This is a genomic window from Acidisoma silvae (assembly GCF_020618775.1).
Classification (GTDB): domain Bacteria; phylum Pseudomonadota; class Alphaproteobacteria; order Acetobacterales; family Acetobacteraceae; genus Acidisoma; species Acidisoma silvae.
In genome coordinates, this window is record NZ_JAESVB010000005.1 from 340021 (window position 1) to 361251 (window position 21231).

The 21231-nt window shown below is 64.4% G+C and carries 21 protein-coding genes; 13 read left to right on the forward strand and 8 right to left on the reverse strand.

Annotated elements, in window-relative coordinates:
• Positions 1-3 precede the first annotated feature (3 nt).
• The 8 genes from ASILVAE211_RS14130 to ASILVAE211_RS14165 all read left to right on the forward strand — a co-directional run bounded on the left by ASILVAE211_RS14130 (position 4) and on the right by ASILVAE211_RS14165 (position 8329).
• The gene (locus ASILVAE211_RS14130; protein ID WP_227321971.1) at positions 4-1401 is read left to right on the forward strand and encodes an amidohydrolase family protein; all 1398 of its coding nucleotides are present in this window, start codon (positions 4-6) and stop codon (positions 1399-1401) included.
• Positions 1398-2177, forward strand: coding sequence for an ABC transporter permease (locus ASILVAE211_RS14135; protein WP_227321972.1), 780 nt, complete (start codon positions 1398-1400; stop codon positions 2175-2177). The genes ASILVAE211_RS14130 and ASILVAE211_RS14135 overlap by 4 nt, the downstream gene beginning before the upstream one ends.
• Complete coding sequence (locus ASILVAE211_RS14140; protein ID WP_227321973.1) at positions 2174-2941, forward strand: ABC transporter permease; 768 nt, start codon at positions 2174-2176, stop codon at positions 2939-2941. The genes ASILVAE211_RS14135 and ASILVAE211_RS14140 overlap by 4 nt, the downstream gene beginning before the upstream one ends.
• Entirely contained in the window at positions 2938-3942 is a 1005-nt protein-coding gene (locus ASILVAE211_RS14145) for an LLM class flavin-dependent oxidoreductase (RefSeq protein WP_227321974.1), read from the forward strand. Before ASILVAE211_RS14140 ends, ASILVAE211_RS14145 begins: the two co-directional genes overlap by 4 nt.
• Positions 3939-5603: a CocE/NonD family hydrolase gene (locus tag ASILVAE211_RS14150; RefSeq protein WP_227321975.1), complete on the forward strand. Its 1665-nt coding sequence runs from the start codon at positions 3939-3941 to the stop codon at positions 5601-5603. Before ASILVAE211_RS14145 ends, ASILVAE211_RS14150 begins: the two co-directional genes overlap by 4 nt.
• Positions 5600-6028, forward strand: coding sequence for a cupin domain-containing protein (locus tag ASILVAE211_RS14155; RefSeq protein ID WP_227321976.1), 429 nt, complete (start codon positions 5600-5602; stop codon positions 6026-6028). The genes ASILVAE211_RS14150 and ASILVAE211_RS14155 overlap by 4 nt, the downstream gene beginning before the upstream one ends.
• Positions 6025-6801, forward strand: a complete 777-nt coding sequence (locus ASILVAE211_RS14160; protein ID WP_227321977.1) for a cysteine hydrolase family protein — start codon at positions 6025-6027, stop codon at positions 6799-6801. Before ASILVAE211_RS14155 ends, ASILVAE211_RS14160 begins: the two co-directional genes overlap by 4 nt.
• A gap of 70 nt (positions 6802-6871) precedes the next feature.
• Positions 6872-8329 (forward strand): protein adenylyltransferase SelO, encoded by a 1458-nt coding sequence (locus tag ASILVAE211_RS14165; protein ID WP_227321978.1) that lies wholly within the window; start codon positions 6872-6874, stop codon positions 8327-8329.
• 181 nt (positions 8330-8510) lie between these two features.
• Here ASILVAE211_RS14165 and ASILVAE211_RS14170 read toward each other — a convergent pair whose 3' ends face one another.
• Positions 8511-9431: an ROK family protein gene (locus tag ASILVAE211_RS14170; protein WP_227321979.1), complete on the reverse strand. Its 921-nt coding sequence runs from the start codon at positions 9429-9431 to the stop codon at positions 8511-8513.
• 53 nt (positions 9432-9484) lie between these two features.
• A complete protein-coding gene (locus tag ASILVAE211_RS14175) occupies positions 9485-10423 on the reverse strand; it encodes a LysR family transcriptional regulator (RefSeq protein ID WP_227321980.1) in 939 nt (312 codons plus the stop codon).
• A 119-nt stretch (positions 10424-10542) separates the two neighbouring features.
• Between ASILVAE211_RS14175 and ASILVAE211_RS14180 the strand changes: the two genes are divergently transcribed.
• A complete protein-coding gene (locus tag ASILVAE211_RS14180; RefSeq protein WP_227321981.1) occupies positions 10543-11241 on the forward strand; it encodes a pirin family protein in 699 nt (232 codons plus the stop codon).
• Positions 11242-11503: 262 nt separating this feature from the next.
• Here ASILVAE211_RS14180 and ASILVAE211_RS14185 read toward each other — a convergent pair whose 3' ends face one another.
• Genes ASILVAE211_RS14185 through ASILVAE211_RS14200 form a run of 4 tightly spaced genes read right to left on the reverse strand, consistent with a single transcriptional unit; the run spans position 11504 to position 15378 of the window.
• Positions 11504-12625 (reverse strand): sulfate/molybdate ABC transporter ATP-binding protein, encoded by a 1122-nt coding sequence (locus ASILVAE211_RS14185; RefSeq protein WP_227321982.1) that lies wholly within the window; start codon positions 12623-12625, stop codon positions 11504-11506.
• Positions 12625-13482 carry a sulfate ABC transporter permease subunit CysW gene (gene cysW, locus ASILVAE211_RS14190; protein ID WP_227321983.1) on the reverse strand — a complete coding sequence of 286 codons (858 nt, stop codon included), beginning with the start codon at positions 13480-13482 and terminating at the stop codon, positions 12625-12627. The genes ASILVAE211_RS14185 and cysW overlap by 1 nt, the downstream gene beginning before the upstream one ends.
• Entirely contained in the window at positions 13475-14350 is an 876-nt protein-coding gene (gene cysT, locus ASILVAE211_RS14195) for a sulfate ABC transporter permease subunit CysT (RefSeq protein ID WP_227321984.1), read from the reverse strand. The genes cysW and cysT overlap by 8 nt, the downstream gene beginning before the upstream one ends.
• Entirely contained in the window at positions 14350-15378 is a 1029-nt protein-coding gene (locus tag ASILVAE211_RS14200; protein WP_227321985.1) for a sulfate ABC transporter substrate-binding protein, read from the reverse strand. The genes cysT and ASILVAE211_RS14200 overlap by 1 nt, the downstream gene beginning before the upstream one ends.
• A gap of 461 nt (positions 15379-15839) precedes the next feature.
• Between ASILVAE211_RS14200 and ASILVAE211_RS14205 the strand changes: the two genes are divergently transcribed.
• The 4 genes from ASILVAE211_RS14205 (at position 15840) to poxB (ending at position 20456) form a co-directional block, all read left to right on the forward strand.
• On the forward strand, positions 15840-16901 hold the full coding sequence (locus ASILVAE211_RS14205; RefSeq protein WP_319799573.1) for an aromatic ring-hydroxylating dioxygenase subunit alpha: 1062 nt from the start codon (positions 15840-15842) through the stop codon (positions 16899-16901).
• A 56-nt stretch (positions 16902-16957) separates the two neighbouring features.
• On the forward strand, positions 16958-18079 hold the full coding sequence (locus tag ASILVAE211_RS14210) for an NAD(P)/FAD-dependent oxidoreductase (RefSeq protein ID WP_227321986.1): 1122 nt from the start codon (positions 16958-16960) through the stop codon (positions 18077-18079).
• Between the two features lie 34 nt (positions 18080-18113).
• Complete coding sequence (locus ASILVAE211_RS14215; protein ID WP_227321987.1) at positions 18114-18626, forward strand: DUF1543 domain-containing protein; 513 nt, start codon at positions 18114-18116, stop codon at positions 18624-18626.
• A 93-nt stretch (positions 18627-18719) separates the two neighbouring features.
• A complete protein-coding gene (poxB, locus tag ASILVAE211_RS14220; protein ID WP_227321988.1) occupies positions 18720-20456 on the forward strand; it encodes a ubiquinone-dependent pyruvate dehydrogenase in 1737 nt (578 codons plus the stop codon).
• 27 nt (positions 20457-20483) lie between these two features.
• On the opposite strand, the gene ASILVAE211_RS14225 is transcribed toward poxB, so the two are convergent.
• Entirely contained in the window at positions 20484-20870 is a 387-nt protein-coding gene (locus ASILVAE211_RS14225; RefSeq protein WP_227321989.1) for a type II toxin-antitoxin system VapC family toxin, read from the reverse strand.
• Complete coding sequence (locus ASILVAE211_RS14230; RefSeq protein WP_227321990.1) at positions 20867-21115, reverse strand: type II toxin-antitoxin system Phd/YefM family antitoxin; 249 nt, start codon at positions 21113-21115, stop codon at positions 20867-20869. The genes ASILVAE211_RS14225 and ASILVAE211_RS14230 overlap by 4 nt, the downstream gene beginning before the upstream one ends.
• Positions 21116-21231 lie beyond the last annotated feature (116 nt).

Genomic DNA, 21231 nt, shown 5'->3' on the forward strand with positions numbered 1-21231 from the left:
GCGATGACCATTCTCCTCGCAGACGCTTGGGTGGTGACCATGAATCCCAAGCGGGAGGTGCTGGAACAGGCCAGCATCCTTCTGCGAGGAGACCGCATCGCGGCCATCGGCAGCCGCGCCTCTCTCATCAGCGCGGAACCGATGGCGGAGGTAATCGATTGTCAGGGCAAAATCGTCATCCCCGGCATGGTCAATACCCATACGCATCTGTTCCAGACCCTGCTGAAGGGTCTGGGCGATGACCGCGTGCTGAAGGACTGGTTCATCTGCATGACCGGGCCGGCGGCCGTGGAACTGACGAAGGAGGATGTCTCGGCCGCCGCGCTCCATGGCTGCGTGGAGAGCATCCGCTCCGGCGTCACGTCGCTGGTCGATTTCATGTATGCCCATCCCCGTCCTGGCCTGACCCAGCCGGTGGTGGATGCCTTCAACGCAACCGGCATCCGTGGCCGCGTCTGCCGTGGATTCCTCACCGCTGGGGCAGAATTCGATATTCCGCTGCCGCTGATTGAAACGCCCGAACAGGCGCTGGGCGACGCGCGCGCCGTCATCCGCGCCAATAACCGCCCCGGCGGCCGCGTGCAGGTGGGCCTGGCCCCGTCCATGATCTGGGCGCTGGACACCGCGACGCTCCGCGCCACGCGGCAATTGGCGAATGAGGAAGGCGCCTTCATCACCACCCATGTGGCGGAAACGGCTTTTGAGATTGAGCAGTCCCGCAGCCGCTTTCAATGCACCGACACGGAATTGCTGAGCGAGATCGGCTTCCTGGGGCCGGATGTGCTGGCCGTTCATTGCGTGCAATGCGGCAAGGCCGATATCGACCTGCTGCGCCGGTCCGATACGCGCGTGTCCCACAATCCGTGCAGCAATATGTATCTCGCTTCCGGCGTGCCGCCGATCCCGGCGATGCTGGATGCCGGGGTGACGGTGGGACTGGGCTCGGATGGGCCTGCCAGCAGCAATAATCACAGCCTGTTCCAGGCCATGAAATTCGCGGCCCTGATCCAGAAGGGCCATCACCGCGACCCCACCATCATCACCGCCGAGAAGGCGCTGGAAATGGCGACCATCGACGGCGCGCGGGCCATTGGCCTGGATCATGAGATCGGCTCCATCGAAATCGGCAAGAAGGCCGATATCGCCGTCATCGATACCGACAGCTTTGCGATCGCGCCTGTGCATCACCCGGTCTCGGCTTTGGTCTATTCCGCCCTCGGCCATGAGGTGTCGACCGTCATCATCGATGGGCGTATCGTCATGCGCGACGGCGTGGTGACAAGCGTGGATGAGCGCAGCGCGCGGGCGCGGTCCCGCGCGGCGGCCGACGCGCTGGCCGCCCGCGCCGGCATCGCGCATCTGGGCTCCCGCCCCTGGCGTTCGGTGGGCCTGTCCCGGTGACGTGCGCCAAAACAAGCCAATGGGCGGCCATCGTCCTGCCCCCGGTGATCCTGCTCGGCATCATCCTCGCCCTTTGGGCCTGGGTGAGCGCGCAGGGGATGATTCCGAATTACCTTCTGCCCCCGCCGGCCAAGCTTTGGGACGCCATCGTCAATGGCCGCTCGGTATTATGGCGGCATGGGCTGGCGACGACGCAGGAAGCGCTGATAGGCTATGTCATCGGCAGCCTGCTCGGTCTGCTGGCGGCCATCGTTCTGTCCTTCTCCCGCCGGTTGCGCGCCTGCTTCTTTCCGCTGGCGCTCGCGACCCAGGCCATCCCCATCATCGCCGTGACGCCGCTGATCGTCCTTGTCATGGGGCGCGGCATGCCGGCGATTTTGACGCTGGTTTCCATCACCGCCTTCTTTCCGATGCTCATCAATATGACGCGCGGATTGCGCGTCGCCGATCGCGGCTATCACGAACTGCTGCACAGTCTGGCCGCGACACGCCTGCAACGCTTGCTGATGATCGAACTGCCCGCCGCCTTTCCTTACCTGTTCGCGGCGCTGCGCGTGGCCGCCACGGCCTGCTTCATCAACGCCATCGTCGGCGAATGGATCGGGTCCAATATCGGGCTGGGCTATCTGGTGGTGATTTCCGGCCAGTATTTCAGAATGCCCATGCTCTGGGCCGCGATCGTGGTGACGGCGGCGCTGACCCTGATTCTGGCCGGCATCGTCGCCATGGTGGAACGTGCCGTGACACCCTGGGCCGCGACGGAGCATGGGACATGACCCGCGCCTGGCGCCTGGGCGGGCCGGCTGGCATTCTGCTGACGCTGCTGGCCGTCTGGTGGCTTGTTACCGGTCTCGGCTGGATCGATCCGCTGGTTTTGCCCTCCCCCGTCGCGGTCTTCGGCGTCTTCTGGACCCAGCCCGGCCTGATGTTCGGCAATGCCGGCATCACGGCGGCGGAGGCCATCATCGGCCTTGTGCTGGGCAATGCGCTCGGCCTGCTGCTGGCGATCATCTTCGTCAGTTCCGCATCCGGCCGCCGGGCCGTGCTGCCGCTGGCCATGGCCGCGCAAGCCGTGCCTATCGTCGCCGTGACACCTGCGCTGATCATCGGCTTCGGTGACGGGATGGAGCCGAAAATCCTCGTCGCCATCTTCCTCGTCTTCTTCCCCATGCTGGTGAACGGCATGCGGGGCTTGCGGAGTGCCGATGCCGAACTCGGCGAGTTGATGCATAGCCTGGATGCCAGTCCCTGGCAGCGGCTGTGGATGGTGCGCCTGCCGGCGGCGCTCCCCTTCATCTTCACCGCGCTGAAATTCTCGGCCTGCTCGTCCTTCGTCGCGGCCATCGTCGCCGAATGGGTCGCGGCCAATCGCGGCCTCGGCTACCTCATCGTCTTCGCCGGATCGCAATACCGGTCGGATGAGGTCTGGGCAGCGGTGCTGATCGGCACGCTGAGCAGCATGATCCTGGTCGGCCTTGTCGTGCTGCTGGAACGGCGCGTGATGCCCTGGGCCAATGACCCGACGGAGGGCCTGACATGAGACCTTTGGGCAGTTTCAACCAGATGTGGGGACGCGCGGGCGTTTCCGACGCGACCATTCTGCACACCGCCGTCGAAGAAATGGTGCTGGCGGAATCCCTGGGCTTTTCCTCCATCTGGGTCGGCGAGCATCACCTGCCGCCGAGTGCGGGGGCCTTTTACGGCCGCGTGCCGGCGGCGGAGGTCTTTCTCGGCCATCTGTCGGGCCGGCTGGGGCGCATCGGCCTCGGCACCGGCGTGAAACTGTTCGCGACCGACGCGCGGCGCGCGGCGGAAGAGATGATGACGCTGCACCTGCTGGCACCAGGCCGGGTGGAATTCGGCATCGGCCAGGGCCCGACCTTGCCGGACAGCACCGAGACCCGTGCCGAGAAAGCGACGCGCTTTCGGCGACAGATGACGGAGTTGCTGGATCATCTGCATGGCCGCGTGCAAGCCGGCGACAAGCCGCTGTCGCTGACCCCGGTGCCGGAGCTGGCGCGCGCCATATGGGTAGCCGCGCGGGACGAGGCAAGCATCGATTTCACCGCCGAACAGGGTCTGCATTTCGTCGTCGGTCAGGCCGAGAACGGTGTCGCGCAATCCCGCCTCGTGCAGCGCTATCGCGCGGCCGGCGGGCGTGGCGAGGCGCGCGGCGTGCGCCTGGTTTTCGTGGCCGAGACGCGCGCCGAGGCGGAGGCAGAATGCGCGGAAGCGACGGAGCTTTATTTCGGCCTGCTCGGCTACAAGGGCTATCATGCCGATGCCATCAAGGCTGGCTTGCTGCCGGAAACGGCCGATACGCCGGCCGAAAAGCGTCGTCAGGTGGATTTTCTGGCCGGCACGCCGGATGAGGTCGCCGAGGCGCTCAATGCCCATATCGCCCTTCTGGGATTGGACCGGCTGGATGTGATGCCGCAACTGCCCGGCATCCGCACGGAAGCCGTTGCGCGCTCCCTGCGGCTGATCGCGCAGGAAGTCCGGCCGCGCCTGCGCTTTCCCGAAAGGCAGCAGGCGGCATGACGGTGGAAGGCCCCATCACGCAAAGCCTGCGGCTCGCAGACGGCGTGCGGCTGGATGCCGATATCTACCGGCCCAGCGGCGGCGGGTCTTACCCCGTGCTGCTCATGCGCCAGCCCTATGGGCGGCGTATTGCCTCCACCGTCGTCTATGCCCATCCGCGCTGGTATGCGGCGCAAGGCTATATCGTGGTCATTCAGGATGTGCGCGGCACCGGCACGTCGGAAGGCGCATTCCGCGCCTTCGAGACCGAAATGGCGGATGGTGCGGAAACCGTCGCCTGGGCGGCGGCATTGCCCGGCTGCAATGGCCGTGTCGGCATGTACGGCTTTTCCTATCAGGGCATGACGCAAATGCTGGCGCTCGCCGGTGGGGCGACACTACATGCGCTTTGCCCGGTTATGATCGGCTGGGATGTGCATGGCGACTGGGCTTATGAGGGCGGCGCCTTTCGCCTGTTGGACAGCATCGGCTGGGGCATTCAGATGGCCGCGATCCGCGCGCAGCATGATGGTGAGGCGGACGCCTTCATGGCACTGTCCCGCGCCGCGAAATCTCTGCCGCTGACCGACGACACGCCGTCCTTCCCCGATATTCTGCGGCGCTATCGCAATCTGGGGCATTTCGCCGATTGGGTGGAGCATGACGCGGCGGATGCGCCCTATTGGCACAGCATTGCCCCGCGCGGCGCGCTGGCGGGCAAGCGCATGGATGTGCCGATGCTGCATATCGGTGGCTGGTACGACACGATGCTGATGGGCACGCTGGATGCCCATGCCGCTGCCATTGTGTGTTCAACCAGTCCGCAGCGCCTCGTCGTCGGGCCTTGGCCGCATCTGCCCTGGGGCCGCGCCTCGGGCGGCGATATGGGGCCGGCCGCCGACAGCGCCATCGATGAACTGCAAAGGGCTTGGTTCGATGTCTTCCTGAAGGACGAGGGCAAGATCGAACCCGGGCTCGACCTGTTCGACGTCACCGCCAAAGGCTGGCGGCATTTCGCGGATTGGCCGGGCGGCACGCGATCCCTGTTTCTCGGCAGCACCGGCCTGGCCGTCGCGACCGTGCTGGACGGGCAGCTGGCGGATCGGCCGAGCGGCCCAGCGCAGGACGATATCGTGCATGACCCATGGCGGCCGGTGCCATCGCTCGGCGGGCATGACGCCGCCCCCATGGGCCGGCAGGACCGCACGGCGCTGGACCAGCGCGCCGATATCGCTTGCTACGGCTCCGCGCCCTTCACCGAGGCAGCATTGCTGGTGGGCGCGGTCGATCTGGACCTTTTCGTCACCGCCGATGCCGTGTCATTCGATGTATCGGCCGTTCTGTCGGAAATCACGCCCGAGGGCCGCGCGGTGATGTTGACCCAGGGCTATGCTCGCGTCACCAGCGGCGAGGCTTTGCCCATCCGCATGTCGCTGCGCGCCATCTGCGCCACCATCACGCCCGGCACGGCCTTGCGCCTGTCGCTCGCCGGGGCCAGCTACCCCGCCCATCCCGTCAATCCCGGCACTGGCGCCCCGCCGGCGACAGCGCGGATCGACGAGGCGCAGGTGATTACGCTTACCATCGCCCATGGCGGTGGCACGCCATCCCGATTGATCCTGCCTTGGACCGAGGCGGACCATGGCCTTTCCCTTTCTCCTTTAAGGAGCCTCGCATCATGAAGACCTTCGGCAAGGAAGCCGTGGCGACGGCGAAAGCCTTTCGCATTGCGCCGAATGACACCAATTACTTCGCGGTTCTGTTCGACCCCGCGAAAGACGGCATCAAGAATGTGTTCGTCATCGAAATATTCACGCCCGGCGGCGCCACGCCGCCCAATGAACATTCCATGGCCGATGAATTCTTCTATGTCCTGTCCGGTGAAGGCGTTGCCCGCTGCGGTGACCAGGAAACATCGCTCAAGAAGGGTGACGCGCTGCTGCTGCATCCGGGCAACGAGCATATCGTCCATAATACCGGCACGAAAAAACTCTATTGCCTGACGGTGATGACGCCGAATGAGGGTTTCGCCGAACTCATTCGCGGCGGTACGCCGGTTGAGCTGGACGCGGAAGACCTTGCCGTGCTCGGAGGCTCCGTCCCGTGACTGACGCGACGTTGATTCCGCTTGGGTCAAGCCCGCGCAACCAATGGCTTGTCTCGGCGACCGAGGTCGATCTGCGCCGCGCGCCCTTGGCCGAACGGCCGCTGACCATCGCGGCGGCCCCCCAGCGCGTGACGCTGGATCTGGCCCGGACCGCCATCATCATCGTCGATATGCAGAATGACTTCTGCCATCCGCAAGGCTGGCTAGGCCATATCGGTGTTGATGTAACACCAGCACGGACACCGATCCCGCATCTGGCGAAGCTGCTGCCGCATCTGCGCGCGCAGAACGTGCCGGTGCTCTGGCTCAATTGGGGCAACCGGCCGGACCGGCTGAACCTGCCGCCGAAACTGCTGCATGTCTACAAGCCCAGCGGCACCGGCACGGGCCTGGGCGATCCGCTGCCCGGGTCCGGCGCGCATGTGCTGGAAGACGGCAGTTGGTCGGCGGCGGTGGTGGATGAACTGGCCCCCGAGCCGGGCGATATCCATGTCGCCAAATTCCGCATGTCCGGATTCTGGGATACCGAGCTCGACAGCATTCTGCGCAATCTGGGCGTCACCACGCTGCTGTTTGCGGGTGTCAATGTCGACCAATGCGTGCTCGGCACCCTGCTGGACGCAAGCTGCCTTGGCTATGACTGCATTCTTCTGGAAGACTGCTCGGCCACCACCTCGCCAAGCTACTGTTTCGACGCCACGATCTATAACGTGAAACAGTGTTTCGGTTTCGTGGCGCAATCCTCGGCGTTTCTGGACGGCATGGCAGGCTAACGGCCGGCGCATTGTGAGGGCGCACGGCCAGCCCTATCTTCAGTTCTGACCCAGGCTGGAGACCGGCGCCATGGCCGTGACGATCCCTTTCGACAATAGCTATGCCCGCCTGCCCGAGCGCTTCTACGTGAAGATGACGCCCGAGCCGGTGGCCGCCCCCAGCCTGATCCGCGTCAATCACGCGCTAGCCAAGGAATTGGGTATCGACCCGGTGCAACTGGAAAGCGCCGAAGGCATTGCCATTCTGGCCGGCAATGCTGTGGCGGCCGGGTCCGAGCCGCTTGCCCAGGCCTATGCCGGGCATCAGTTCGGCGGCTTCTCCCCCCAGCTGGGCGATGGCCGCGCCATGCTGCTGGGCGAGGTGGTGGGCCGCCAGGGACGGCGGGACATTCAGCTGAAAGGGTCTGGCCCCACGCCCTTCTCCCGCCGGGGTGACGGCCGCGCGGCGCTGGGGCCGGTATTGCGCGAATATGTGGTGAGCGAGGCCATGCACGCGCTCGGCCTGCCGACGACGCGGGCGCTGGCCGCCGTATTGACGGGTGAAAACGTGCGGCGGGAGCGGCTTCTGCCCGGCGCCATCTTCACCCGCGTGGCGTCCAGCCATCTGCGCGTCGGCACCTTTCAGTATTTCGCGGCCCAGGGTGACGTGGAAGCTTTGCGTATCCTGGCCGATTACGCCATCGCCCGGCACTATCCGGCGGCGGCCGAGGCGGCCAACCCCTATCGCGCCTTTCTGGAAAGCGTCTGTCTGGCGCAGGCCGATCTCATCGCCCGCTGGCTGCATATCGGCTTCATCCATGGCGTGATGAATACCGACAATTGCGCGATCTCGGGCGAGACCATCGATTTCGGTCCCTGCGCCTTCATGGATGAGTATGACAGCCGCCGCGTGCTGAGTTCCATCGACCATCAGGGCCGCTATGCCTATGGCAATCAGCCCAATATCGGGTTCTGGAATCTGACGCGCCTGGCGGAAGCGCTGATTCCGCTCCTCGGCGCGGATGAGGAAACGGGCCTTGCCGAAGCCAAGGCGGCTTTGGAGGTCTATGTGCCGCGCTTCCAGTCCGCCTATGACGGTGGGCTCTGCGCCAAGATCGGCCTGTCGGACGCGCGGGCGGATCATATCTCCTGCGCGCACGGGCTGCTGACATTGATGGCGCAACACGGTGCCGATTTCACCCTCACCTTCCGGGCGCTGGGCGATTACGCCGCGCTGCGCGCGCTGTTCGGTGATGATGCAGGCGCTTTGGACAATTGGTTGCCGCGCTGGCGTTCGTTGCTTGCGGCCGATGGTCGCGACCCGACCGAGGTTCGGGACTCCATGCGCCGCGTGAACCCTGCCTTCATTCCGCGCAACCACCAGATGGAACGCGTGATTTCAGCAGCCGTTGAGAGCCAGGATTTCGGCCCGTTCGAGCGGTTCCTGGCTGTCGTGACGCGGCCCTATGACGATCAGCCGGGCATGGAAGATTATGCGCGGCCAGCCGTCACCGACGAGCGCGTGTTGCAGACGTTTTGCGGGACGTGAGCTAAGATTAAAGTTGTCAGATCTTCAATGAAACAACGTCATCCCCGTGCTTGTCACGGGCATCTTCTTGGTCGCTCAGTAAGAAGATCCCGGCTCAAGGCCGGGATGACGATTTTTGTCTCGATCAAATAAACTTCAATACAATAGTTTGTTTTGTCATCCACGGACTTGTTCCGCGGATCTACCCGCCATAGCTGGCGAAACAAATCGCCGCCGCGCCGATGATGCCGGCGTCATTGCCCAAATCGGCCAGCAGCAGTTGCGGCGGGCGGCCGAAGGGCGCCCAGTAGAAATGCTTCGCGTGCCGCTCCACCTGTTCCAGCAGGAACGGCCCGGCATGGGACAGGCCGCCGCCCAGGATGACCGCTTCGAGATTGAGAATATTCGAGAGAATGCCGACGACCTGCGCGATCCAACGGCCATTTTCATCTACCACCCGCAGCGCCAGCGCCTCCCCTGCCTTGGCGCGGTCGAAGACCTCGCGCGGCGTTGCTACCACATCTGACCCGGCAAGATCCTGATAGCGCCGCAGCAGGGCCGCCGCACTCGCCAGATATTCGAAAGCGCCCGGCACCACGTCCTGCACATCGCTGCGTGACGGGTCGAGCGATATGGCACCGATTTCCGGCGGCAGGCCGTTCGGCCCGTCGATCAGCTTACCGTCGATGACGATGGCCCCGCCGATGCCGGTGCCCAGCGTCAGCACCGCGAAACGGCGAAACGCACGGCCGGCGCCGAAGTCAAGCTCCGCCTGGGCGGCGCAGACACCGTCATTGCCCACCACCACCGGCAGGCCGAAACGTTCGGCGAAAGCGAATTTGAGCGAGCCTGTGGCCAGCGGCGGCACATTCGGCACCGGTGCCATCAGCGCGCCGGTTTCAGGATGCGGATAGGCCGGCACGCCGATCCCGATGCCCGCGACATCCGCGCCGCCCGCCATCAGCGCTGCCACCTCATCGCCGATGGCGGCGGCGCATTCGGCAAAGCTCCAGTCTATGCGGAAGGGAATATCGCGGCGGGCGATAATCTGCCCTTGCGCCGTCACAAGGCCGAGCTTCACCGCACTGCCGCCGATATCGACACCGATCATCTTATGCTGCATCGAATCCGCCACAGGCTTGCCCACTCATCCATCGCCGCATCCAGCTATCGCAGTCAGACGGCCTGCGCCAGACGCGCTTGCGTCCAGGGTGCCGCGCCATGCGCGAAACGGCCGACCAGAAAATCGACCAGAACCTGCGTGCGCAGCGGGCGCGGACCGCCGGCAGGCGTTACCAGATGCAGCGCCAGACTGGGACTGTCCCAATCCGGCAAAAGCGCCGTCAGCCGCCCCGCCGCGATCGCATCCCAGACGATGAAATCAGGCTGCAATGCCAGGCCCTCACCCGCTTCCAGCGCCGCCGTCAGCGCTTCCGCGTTATTGGCCGAGAAACGCGGCGTGACGCTGACCGCTTCCTCCACACCGTCACCGCTATGGCGGAAATGCCAGACATTGCCGCTGGCGAGATTGCTGTAGCCGAAGCAGCGATGCTGGCTGAGGTCACGCGGGCGAGCAGGCTTGCCGTAGCGCGCGACATAGGCGGGCGATGCCACGACATGACGGCGCACCGGGCAAAGCCGGCGCGCGACGAGGCCGGAATCCGGCAGATCGGCGATGCGCAAAGCGACATCGATCGCGCCCGCCACCAGATCGGTCAGCCGATCATCCAGATGCAGGTCGACGGATATATCCGGGTATTCGGCCAGGAAATCCGGCAGAGCTGGCGCCACATGGCGCAGGCCGAAGGACATGGGCGCGGCCAGCCTTATGCGCCCGCGCGGGCGGGCGGATTTGGCCTGGGCCTCGGCCTCCACCGCCTCGCCCTCCGCCAATATCTGCGCGGCGCGCACAGCCAGCACGCGCCCCGTTTCGGTCAGCGCGAACCGGCGGGAGGTGCGATGGATCAGCTTCTCCTCGAACCGCGCCTCCAGCCGGGCGATGGCCTTGGAGACGGTGGGGCCGGTAATGCCCAGATCGGCGGCGGCACCCGCGAAAGAGCCGGTTTCGGCGACTTTGGCGAAGATCGCCCAGGCTTCCAGATCTGGCAGTGACATAGCTCAATCATGCTTTTTGGAAAGAATAGAATTCCATCTTTTCTGTTTTCGTTGTCTCTGTCCAGGTCCATCTTGCCTCTCAAGGACGGGCCATCACGGCCCCCAACGGAGACAGGACGATGATCGACGTCAGATCTTTTGCCGAACTCGGCGGTGCCAATCACGGCTGGCTGAATGCCAAGCATCATTTCTCCTTCGCCAATTACTATGATCCGGCGCGCATGAACTGGGGCGCCATCCGCGTCTGGAACGATGACGAAATCGCCAGCAAATCCGGTTTCCCGCCGCATCCGCATGCCGATATGGAAATCATCACCTATGTCCGCGAGGGCGCGATTACCCACAAGGACAGTCTCGGCAATGCGGGCCGGACGGAAGCCGGCGACGTGCAGGTGATGTCGGCCGGCAGCGGCATCCGCCATTCGGAATGGAACGAGGAGGATGAGACGACGCGCATCTTCCAGATCTGGATCATGCCGGAAACACGCGGCGGCAAGCCGTCCTGGGGCGCGCGGCCCTTCCCGAAGGATGCGCGGTCGGGGAAATTCGTGACCCTGGCCAGCGGCCTGCCGGGTGACGCGGATGCGCTGCCGATCCGCGCCAATGCGCGGGTGATGGGCGCGACCGTCAAAACGGGGGAGACGGTGCAGCTGCCGCTGGATGCCAGCCGCCATGCCTATCTGGTTCTGGCCAAAGGGTCAGTCACCATCAACGGCACCACGCTCAACGCCCGCGACGGGGCGGCGGTGACCGGCGAAACGGCGCTTGATATTGTCGGCCTGGATGACGCGGAAATCGTGCTGGTCGACGCGGCGTAATTGCCGGTTGGACACTCATCTATCGTCACCCGCGGGCTTGGCCAGCCGCGCTTGTCCCGCGGGTCTGCCCGCCTGGGCGCCCCGACCAAGCTTGGGGACGACACAACAGTGATAACCTATATTTTTTCGAGACTTCACTGAAACGACGTCATTCCCGCGAAGGCGGGAATCCTCTTCCTTTGGCACTGCGAAAAGGCCTAGAAGATGCCCGCTTTCGCGGGCATGACGGTTGGGGAGGCGCTTCAATCAAAATTGAAACGCCCTAAGCCATCGCGAAACTACGCGGGGCGGCGAATTGCAGCGACCCGCCCGCGCCCTGCGTTGGAAAACTCATGCCCTGGGCGACGACCAGACGGGCGCGCGAACCTTCCTGTAGATGCAGGCTGGGCAGGCGATGCAAGGGCGTCAGCGCCGTCAGCACCTGATCGGCCAGAACCACCTCGATCTTGGCGAAAGCGCCCGCGACCTTGACGGATCGCACGACGGCGGCGCCATCCGCGCGGGCTTCCAACAGCAGGTCATGCGGACGGACATAGAGCGTGACCGCCTGCCCCGCTGCGGCCAGCGCATGGCCAGGGTCGATACTCTGCGCAACCGCGTCCCCGGTGCCGGCGACGCGAACCAGACCGCCCTCGCCGACCACACCGGCAATGCGATTGGCCTCACCCAGAAATTCCAGCACGAAGGGACTGGCGGGCTTGGTGTAAAGCTCGGCCGGGGTGCCGATCTGCTCGACCCGGCCCTGGGACATGAGCACGATGCGGTCTGCCAGTTCCAAAGCCTCTTCCTGGTCATGCGTCACCAGCAGGCTGGTGATGGCCTGATCATGATGCAGGTTGCGCAGCCATTGGCCCAGTTCCTTGCGCACCTTGGTATCCAGCGCGCCGAAGGGCTCATCCAGCAGCAGCAGGCGCGGCTCGATGGCGAGCGCACGGGCGAGCGCGACGCGCTGCCGCTGGCCGCCCGAGAGCTCGCTCGGGTAGCGGTCCGCCAGCCAGCCGAGCTGCACCAGGTCCAGCAGCGCCGCCACGCGCGCCTTGATCTCAGCCTTGCTCGGCCGCAGCCCGCGCGGACGCACCTGCAAGCCGAAAGCGACATTGCCGGCGACGGTCATGTGGCGGAACAGCGCGTAATGCTGGAAGACGAAGCCGACCCCACGCTCACGCGGATGGCGGGCGACATTATCCTCGCCATTGATCAGCACCTGCCCGGTATCCGGAAAGTCCAGCCCGGCGATGATCCGCAGCAGCGTCGTCTTGCCCGAGCCCGAGGGGCCGAGCAGCGCCACCAGCTCGCCCGCCGGAATATCAAGCGAGACAGCATCCAGCGCCGTGAAGGCGCCGAAGCGGCGGGAAACGTCGCGGATGGAAACATGGCCGGCCATCAGGCGCTGACCTCCTCTTTGGTCGAGCGTGTCAGAAATTGCCGTTCCAGCACCGTCTTGGCGACCAGCGTCACCAGCGCCAGCGACGCCAGCAGCGAGGCGACGGCGAAGGAGCCGACGATATTATAGCCATCGTAGAGCGCTTTGACGTCGAGCGACATCGTATCCGTCAGGCCCAGGATATTGCCGGAGACGACGGAGACCGCGCCGAATTCCCCCATGGCGCGCGCATTGCTGAGCAGAACGCCATAGAGCAGGCCCCAGCGCAGCTTCGGGATGGTGATGCGCCAGAACATCTGCCAGCCGGATGCGCCGAGCAGGATGGCGGCCTCCTCCTCATCCGCGCCCTGTTCCTCCATCAACGGGATCAGCTCCCGCGCGACGAAGGGCAACGTCACGAAGATGGTGGCGATGATCATGCCCGGCAGTGCGAAGATGATCTTGAGGTTATGGGCTTCCAGCCAAGGGCCGAGCCAGCCCTGCCGGCCGTAAAGCAGCACCAGCATCAGCCCGGCGACGACCGGCGAGACGGAAAAGGGCAGGTCGAGCACGGTCAGGATGGCGAGGCGTCCGGGAAAGCGGAAACGCGCCAAAGCCCAGCTGCCGGCAAGGCCGAAGACGACATTCACGACAAGGGCCACGGCCGCCACGATCAGCGTCAGCCAGATGGCGGACAGCGTGTTGGGGTCGGTGATCGACGCGATATAGCCGGACAGTCCGCTCGCAAAGGCCTGGGCGAAAACGGTCACCAGCGGCAGCAGCAGGAACAGAACCATGAAGACCAGCGCCACCACGATCATGATGACATTGGCGACGCCGCCCTGACGGCGCAGCCCGACGGCTGGGCGCTTAGCCATGACGGCCACTCCGCACCAGGCGTTGCAGCAGCATGATGCCGCAAAGCAGCGCCAGCGACAGGATCAGCATTAAAGTGCCGATGGCAGCCGCGCCCGCGAAATCGAACTGCTCCAATTGGTTCACGATCAGCAGCGGCACGATTTCGGAAACGCCGGGGCGGTTGCTGGAAATGAAGATGACGGACCCGTATTCGCCCAGGCCCCGCGCGAAAGCCATGGCGAAACCGGCCGTCAATGACGGCAGGATGGCGGGAAAGATGACGCGGCTGAAAATCTGCAACCGTCCGGCGCCCAGCATATGGGCTGCCTCCTCCTGTTCCGCCTCCATGTCCTGCAAGACCGGCTGCACACTGCGCACGACGAAGGGCAGGCCGACGAAGGTCAGCGCGATATAGACGCCGATCACGGTGAAGGAGATGCGGATGCCGTAAGGCGCGACCAGCGACCCCAGCCAGCCGTTCGGCGCGTAGAGCGTGGAAAGCGCGATACCCGCGACCGAGGTCGGCAGTGCGAAAGGCAGATCGACCATCGCATCGGCCAGCCTACGGCCCGGAAAGCGGGTGCGGACCAGCACCCAAGCGATCAGCAGGCCGAAAATCGCCGAGGTCAGCGCCGCCAAGGCGGCGCAGCCCAGGCTGACCTTGAAGGCACCCAGCACGCGCGGCGTCGCCAAAAGATGAACGAGACCGCCCACACCCAGCGTCGCGGCATCGCCCACCATGGCCGCCGTCGGCAGAAAGACGATCAGGCTGAGCACGAAGAGCGTGATGCCGAGACTGAGACCCAGACCCGGCAGAATGCTGCGCTGACCGCGCAGGCGGCCCCATAGGCTGGATGCGGGTGCCGGCCTGCTGTCAGCGAGGGACATCAACCACCATAGATCTGATCGAAGACACCGCCATTGGCGAAGAACTGCTTCTGGGCCGCCTGCCAGCCGCCGAAAGTCTCGATGGTGAAAAGATCGAGCTTCGGGAAGGTGGCTGCATATTTGGCCAGCACCTGCGGGTCACGCGGGCGGTAGAAATACTGCGCGGCAAGGTCCTGGCTGGCGGGCGTGTAGAGGTTCTGCAAATAAGCTTCCGCCACGGCACGGGTTTTGTGCTTGTCGACATTGGCATCCACCACCGCGACAGGCGGCTCGGCCAGGATACTCGTTCCCGGATAGACGATGCTATAGGCGCCACCCTTGGCGACCGCCATATGAGCCTCATCCTCCCAGGAAATCAGCACGTCGCCGATGCCGCGATTGGTGAAGGTCAGCGTCGCCCCGCGCGACCCGGCATCCAGGACCGGCACCTGCTTGTAATAGGCGCGGATGAAATCATTCGCCTTCTGCGTGCTGCCGCCGAACTGCTTCAGCGCCCAGCCATAGGCGGCCAGGAAGGACCAGCGCGCGCCGCCCGAGGTTTTGGGATTGGCGGCGACGATCTGCACGCCGGGTTTCAGCAGGTCCGGCCAATCCTTCAGCCCCTTCGGATTGCCCTTGCGGGTGAGGAAAACGATGGTGCTGGTATAGGGCGTGCCGCCGTTCGGCAGGCGCTTGGCCCAGTCAGCCGCGAGCAGGCCGGATTTGGCGATGGCATCGATATCGTAGCCCAGCGCCAGCGTCACGACATCGGCTTCCAGCCCGCTGATGACGGCGCGCGCCTGCGCGCCCGACCCGCCGTTGGAGACGCTGACGGCGACGTCATCCCCGGTCTTGGCCTTCCAAGCGGCGGCGAAACGGGCATCGTAATCGGCGTAGAATTCGCGCGTCGGGTCATAGGAGACATTGAGCAGCTTGATTGTCTGCGCGGCTTCGGCCGTGCGGGGCAGAGCCTGCAAGCCAGCGCCCAGGCCGGCGGCGGCGCCGGTCAGCAAAAGATTCCGCCGGCTGAGTCCGGTTGTCTTGGTCATGGCAGGCGCACCCTTTACGACGGTCGGCATTGCTACAAAATATCGGTCAGATCATGGGAACCCTTGGCATTTTTCAGCGCCAGCGCTGCCCTCCGCCTCAGGTGTCAAGGTCAACACTCCATTCGATCGCAATAAAAGTCAATATATCATATCACAATCGTGTTTTATCGGTAAGTGCGGCAGATTTGTGTAATTTCACAGCCCCATGGCGTGAATAGGTGGCGTGAATATGCGCCGCGCGCCGCCTCGTCTTTGCGCTGGATCATGCGAGAGACGAAATGGCTTTCTCGATCCTAGGCAAAATTCCAGGGCGGTCATTGACCCGGTTTCGGCCGCGGACATCGCGCAAGACGCGAGAAAACGGCGCTCTGTCTTGAACGGGCGATGCGCAACAAAGCTATTGAGGTCACTGTGACCGATCAATACGACTGGGGGCAGACACCAGAACGCGAGGCCAAGCAATGAGCGCGACTCTTCTGAAGACCGCCGGCACCCCGTCCCTGCCGCGCGGCTGCACCTTTCTGGAAGAGGATTGGCGCATCCTGGCGCGCCACTGGTATCCGGTGGCGCTGGTCCGCGATCTGGATGAAACCGGGCTGCTGGGCGCGAAACTGCTGGACGCGCCGCTGGTGATCTATCGCGCGGGGGATGAAATCGTGGTCGCGGACGATCTTTGCCCGCATCGCGGCGTGCCGTTGTCGATGGGCCGCAATGCCGAAGGGACCGGCGTCACCTGCCCCTATCACGGTCTGCGTTTCGCGGCGGCCGGGCGCTGCGTGCATGTGCCGGCGCATCCATCCAACGGCATTCCCAACAAGCTACACCTGAAAACCTATCCTGCCACCATCCGCTACGGGCTGATCTGGACTTGTCTGGACAACCAGGACGGCGACGGCCCGGCCATTCCCCCCATGCCGCATTGGGACGAGGACGGCTTTCAGCAGATCACCTGTCCTTCTATCGATATTTTCGGTTTCGCCGGGCGGCAGATGGAAGGCTTTCTGGACGTCGCGCATTTCGGCTTCGTGCATCTGGATACGTTCGGCGACCCGGATAATCTGGAAGTGCCGCCCTATGATGTCGAAGCGCATGCCAATGGCTTCGATGCCTATTACCGCAGCACGGTCAGTAATTTTCCGCGCGGCATCGACGGCAATGCGCCGCCGGGCTTCGTCTGGCTGCGCCATTTCACGGTGCAATTGCCCTTCGTCGCGACGCTGGTCGTGCATTTTCCGGAAGGCGGCCGGCTTGCCATCTTCAACGCCGCCTCCCCCGTTTCAGCCAAGGTCACGCGGCTGTTCGTGCCCATCGCCCGCAATTTCATGACCGACGGGCCGGTGCAAGATGTCTACGACTTCAACCGCCGCGTCTTCGAGGAAGACAAAGCGATCATCGAAATGCAGAAGCCGGAGAACCTGCCGCTGGACCCGCGCATGGAGGCGCATATCCCGGCCGACCGCAGTTCCATCGCCTATCGCCGGGGTCTGCGGGACTTGGGGTTGAGCCAGTTCTTCATTGCCTGAGGTTTTTGTGGCAACACGAGAGCAGACCCCTCCGCTGCTTTCGGAAAGCCTTGCCCATGACCAATTCCTCCCTTCATGTCGCGGTGATCGGTGCCGGTATTTTCGGCGTCTCGACCGCGGTCCACCTGCTCCGCGCCGGCGCAAGCGTGACGCTGGTGACCGAGACGCTGCCCGCCAGCGGTGCGTCGGGCCGGTCGCTGTCCTGGCTCAATTCCGCCCGGAAGCGCAGCTTCGCCTATCACCAGCTGCGCATCGCCGGGATCGACCGCTACCGCACGCTGTCGGCCAGTCTGCCGCAAGCACCATGGCTGCGCTTCGACGGCGCGCTGACCTGGGACGCGAATGACGGCAGCAACGACATTGCCGAGGTCTATGCGCATGAGCGCGCGCTGGGCTACGACAGCCGCTGGCTCTCAGCGGCCGAGGTGGCGCGCATCACCCCGGGTGTGAATGCCCAGGCTGTCACGCCGCAGGGTGCCATCTTCAACCCCGGCGAAGGCTGGGTGGATCTGCCCTCGCTGATCGATCATCTTCTGGCGGAATTCACGGTCCTTGGCGGTCGTCTGGTGACGGACGCCGGCAAGACCAGTGTCGTCACGACTGGCGGTCGCGCCCAGGGCGTGCAGCTTGCCGACGGCCAGGTGATCGCTGCCGATCGCGTCGTGTTGGCAACCGGCCCTGCCGTGCCGACAATGGCCGCCGATCTCGGCATCACCATCGGTGACGACAGGCCGATTTCGCTCCTCATCAAAACCCGTCCGCTGTTTTCAGCGCTCAAGGTCGTGCTGAACACGCCGCGCATAGCCGTGCGGCCGACGCCGGACGGCGCGCTGGTGCTGGACAGCGGCTGGTCGGAACAGGAAATCGTCATCCACGGAGACGGCCGGTATGAGGCCCGCGAAAGCACCATTCAGGGCCTGCTGGATGAGGCATCAAAGGTTCTGGACGGGCAGCCGAAGCTGCATTTCGAGCGCTTCGGCATGGGACCGAAACCCATTCCCGGTGACGGCGAGCCGGTGGTCGGCGCGCTCACCAGCCTGCCCGGGGCCTATACGGCCTTCAGCCATAGCGGTGCCACACTCGGGCTGATCATCGGCGAGCTTCTGGCCTATGAGATTGTGACGGGGATCGAGCATGGCCTGCTTGCCCCCTTCCGTCCGGGGCGTTTCGCGGCCTGACGGACCGGCCCATCCTCAGCAGACGAGAGCGCCTATGCAGTTATTCATGGTTTATGTCGGCGGCAGCTTCGCCAATTCCAATACGGAACTGCATGACGTGCGCTTCTCGGTCGGTGCCGCGATCGAGGATTGCTACGATGATTTGCGCGCCCAGTGGTGGGGCACGCCGGCCTCGCTGCATCTGGATGCCTGGGCGCCGATTGCCTATGCCGACGGCTATACGGTCAGCGTCGAACCCGGTGCGGCGCCGGGGATGGTCGAGAAACTCTTCTTCATCAATCTGGGCGGCTATACGCCGGACGAGTTCGGCGAATTGCATCGCAATATCCTGCTGGTGGCCCCTGACGCGGCCACCGCCAAGCAGCGCGCGCTCGCGCAGATCACGCCCTGGTCCGAGCCGCATCGCGACCAGCTGTTCGAGGTCGAGCATTCGGTCGATCTCAGTGCCGCGCTGGCCGCCCAGGGTCTGGCCCTGCATCTGCGCCCGACGCAGACGGAAACACCCTTCAGCTTCGATTTCGGCTACCGGCCGATCGGCCGCGACTGATCTCTTCATCGAATTCGGCTTGTAGGAAAGCGGGCGGGCGCGCCCATATTGGGGGGCGTGCCTATTGCCCGCCCCTTCCTTCAGGAGAAGCCGATGTCAGCCAAAACGGTCGCCGATCAGATGGTTGAAACCCTGGCTACGGCCGGGGTGAAACAGATTTTCGGCATCGTGGGCGATAGCCTGAACGGCTTCACGGATTCACTCCGCCGTCACGGCGGCATCGCATGGGTCCATACACGGCATGAGGAAGTGGCGGCCTTCGCCGCCGCCGGGGCCGCCCAGGTGACAGGCCAATTGGCCGTCTGCGCCGGATCCTGCGGGCCGGGCAATCTGCATCTCATCAACGGATTGTTCGACGCGCATCGCAGCCGCACGCCGGTTGTGGCGATTGCGGCGCATATCCCCTCGGCCGAAATCGGCGGCGGCTATTTCCAGGAAACCCATCCGGAAAACCTCTTCCGCGAATGCAGCCATTATTGCGAACTGGTCTCCGACCCCAGCCAGATGCCTTTCGTGCTGGAAAACGCCATCCGCGCCGCTGTCGGCAAGCGGGGCGTCGCCGTCATCGTCATCCCCGGCGATGTGGCGCTGAAACCGGCGGCGGCCCATGGCGTATCGCCTGTCGCGGGGCTGCTGCCGCCATCCCCCCGTGTGCTGCCGGATGACGCGGCGCTGGATCAGCTGGCCGAGCTGCTGAATGGTGCGGCGAAGGTGACGCTGTTCTGCGGGCGCGGCTGTGCCGGCGCGCATGGCCCCCTGATGCAACTGGCCGAGACTTTGAAAAGCCCCATCGTCCATGCCCTCGGCGGCAAGGAGCATGTGGAATACGACAATCCCTATGATGTCGGCATGACGGGTTTCATCGGCTTCTCCTCCGGCTATGCCGCGATCAAGGAGAGCGAAGTGCTTCTCATGCTCGGCACCGATTTTCCCTATAAGCAATTCCTGCCGGAAAACGCGAAGATCGCCCAGGTCGATATCCGACCCGAAAATCTGGGTAGGCGCGCTAAGCTGGATATCGGTCTGGTCGGCGATGTCGGGTTGACGATTGCCGCGCTATTGCCGCGTCTGAAGGCCAAGACCGATCGCAGCTTCCTCGATCACGCGCTCGATCATTACACGCATGCCCGCGCCGGGCTGGACGAATTGGCGCAAGGCACGCCGGGCAAGCGGCTGATCCACCCGCAATATCTGGCGCGCGTGGTCAGTGAAGCGGCGGCCGAGGATGCGGTTTTCACCGCCGATGTCGGCACGCCGACCATTTGGGCCGCGCGCTATCTGCGCATGAACGGACGCCGCCGCCTGATCGGCTCCTGGGTGCATGGGTCCATGGCCAATGCCATGGCCCATGGCATCGGTATCCAGGCGGCGCAGCCGGGGCGGCAGGTTGTCTCCTTTTCCGGCGACGGCGGCTTCACCATGTTGATGGGCGATCTCATCACCCTCACGCAGCAGAAGCTGCCGCTGAAGATCGTCGTTTTCAATAACGGCATTCTGGGTTTCGTCGCCATGGAGATGAAGGCGGGCGGCTTCGTCGATACCGGCGTGCGCCTCGACAATCCGGATTTCGCGGCCATGGCGCGGGCCATGGGCATTCACGCCATTCGCGTCGAGGATCCGGGCGAGCTGCCGCAGGCGGTGGCCGATATTCTGGCCCATCCCGGTCCGGCGCTGCTGGATGTGGTGACGGCGACGCAGGAACTGTCCATGCCGCCGGCGATCGAGGCGGCGCAGGCCAAGGGGTTCAGCCTCTGGGCGTTGCGCGCCATCCTCAGCGGACGCGGGCATGAGGTCATGGATGTGGCGAAGACGAATCTGCTGTCGCGTTAGACGGCTGACGACGTCAGCGAAGCGCGATCAGACAGCGCGTATTGGCCCGGGATAGGCCTGAATGGTTGGGTCTCGGGTCAGAAGAAGCATGCCTTCGGTTATGGCCTGAGCAATCAGCATCCGGTCGAAGGGATCGCGATGGATGCTGGGCAAGGCGCCGGCGGCCAGGGCATGTCTGCCCGTGATCGGCAGTTCCTCGTAATTGTTCTCGATCAATCCGCGGCGCAGCAGATGCGGATCGACCTGAAAATCCGACCGTCCCAGACGGGCCTTGATCGTGACTTCCCAAAGACTGGCGACACTGAAGACCAGCGTAGTCTGAATGTCTTCCATCAGGGCCAAAGCATCCGCCGACAGTTTCTCCGGCATGCCGGCAGCCCAGAGCAGCAGATGGGTATCGAGGAGAAGTTTCACGCCTCGCCCGCGAATAGGTCGGCAATGTCGCTTTGGCCGATCGCGTCAAAATCATCCGGGACTTCGATATGCCCCGCCAGGAAACCAAGACGGCGGATCTGCGGGGTTTCGGGTGCGGTGACCGGAATGACCCGCACCACCGGACGGCCTGCCTTGGCAATGACAAATCCCTCCCCGTGCTCAAGGGTTTCCTCGATCAGGCGGGAGAGATGGGTCTTGGCGTCATGAATATTGACCGTCCGCATCGTCACGCTCCTTCAACGTAAACTTAGTCTAACAGACTTAGTCATATGAAGCAGGCAAATTTAAACAGCCGGCTCGGGGACAAGCCAAAGACGCCTGCGGTCCTATGGACCGAGGC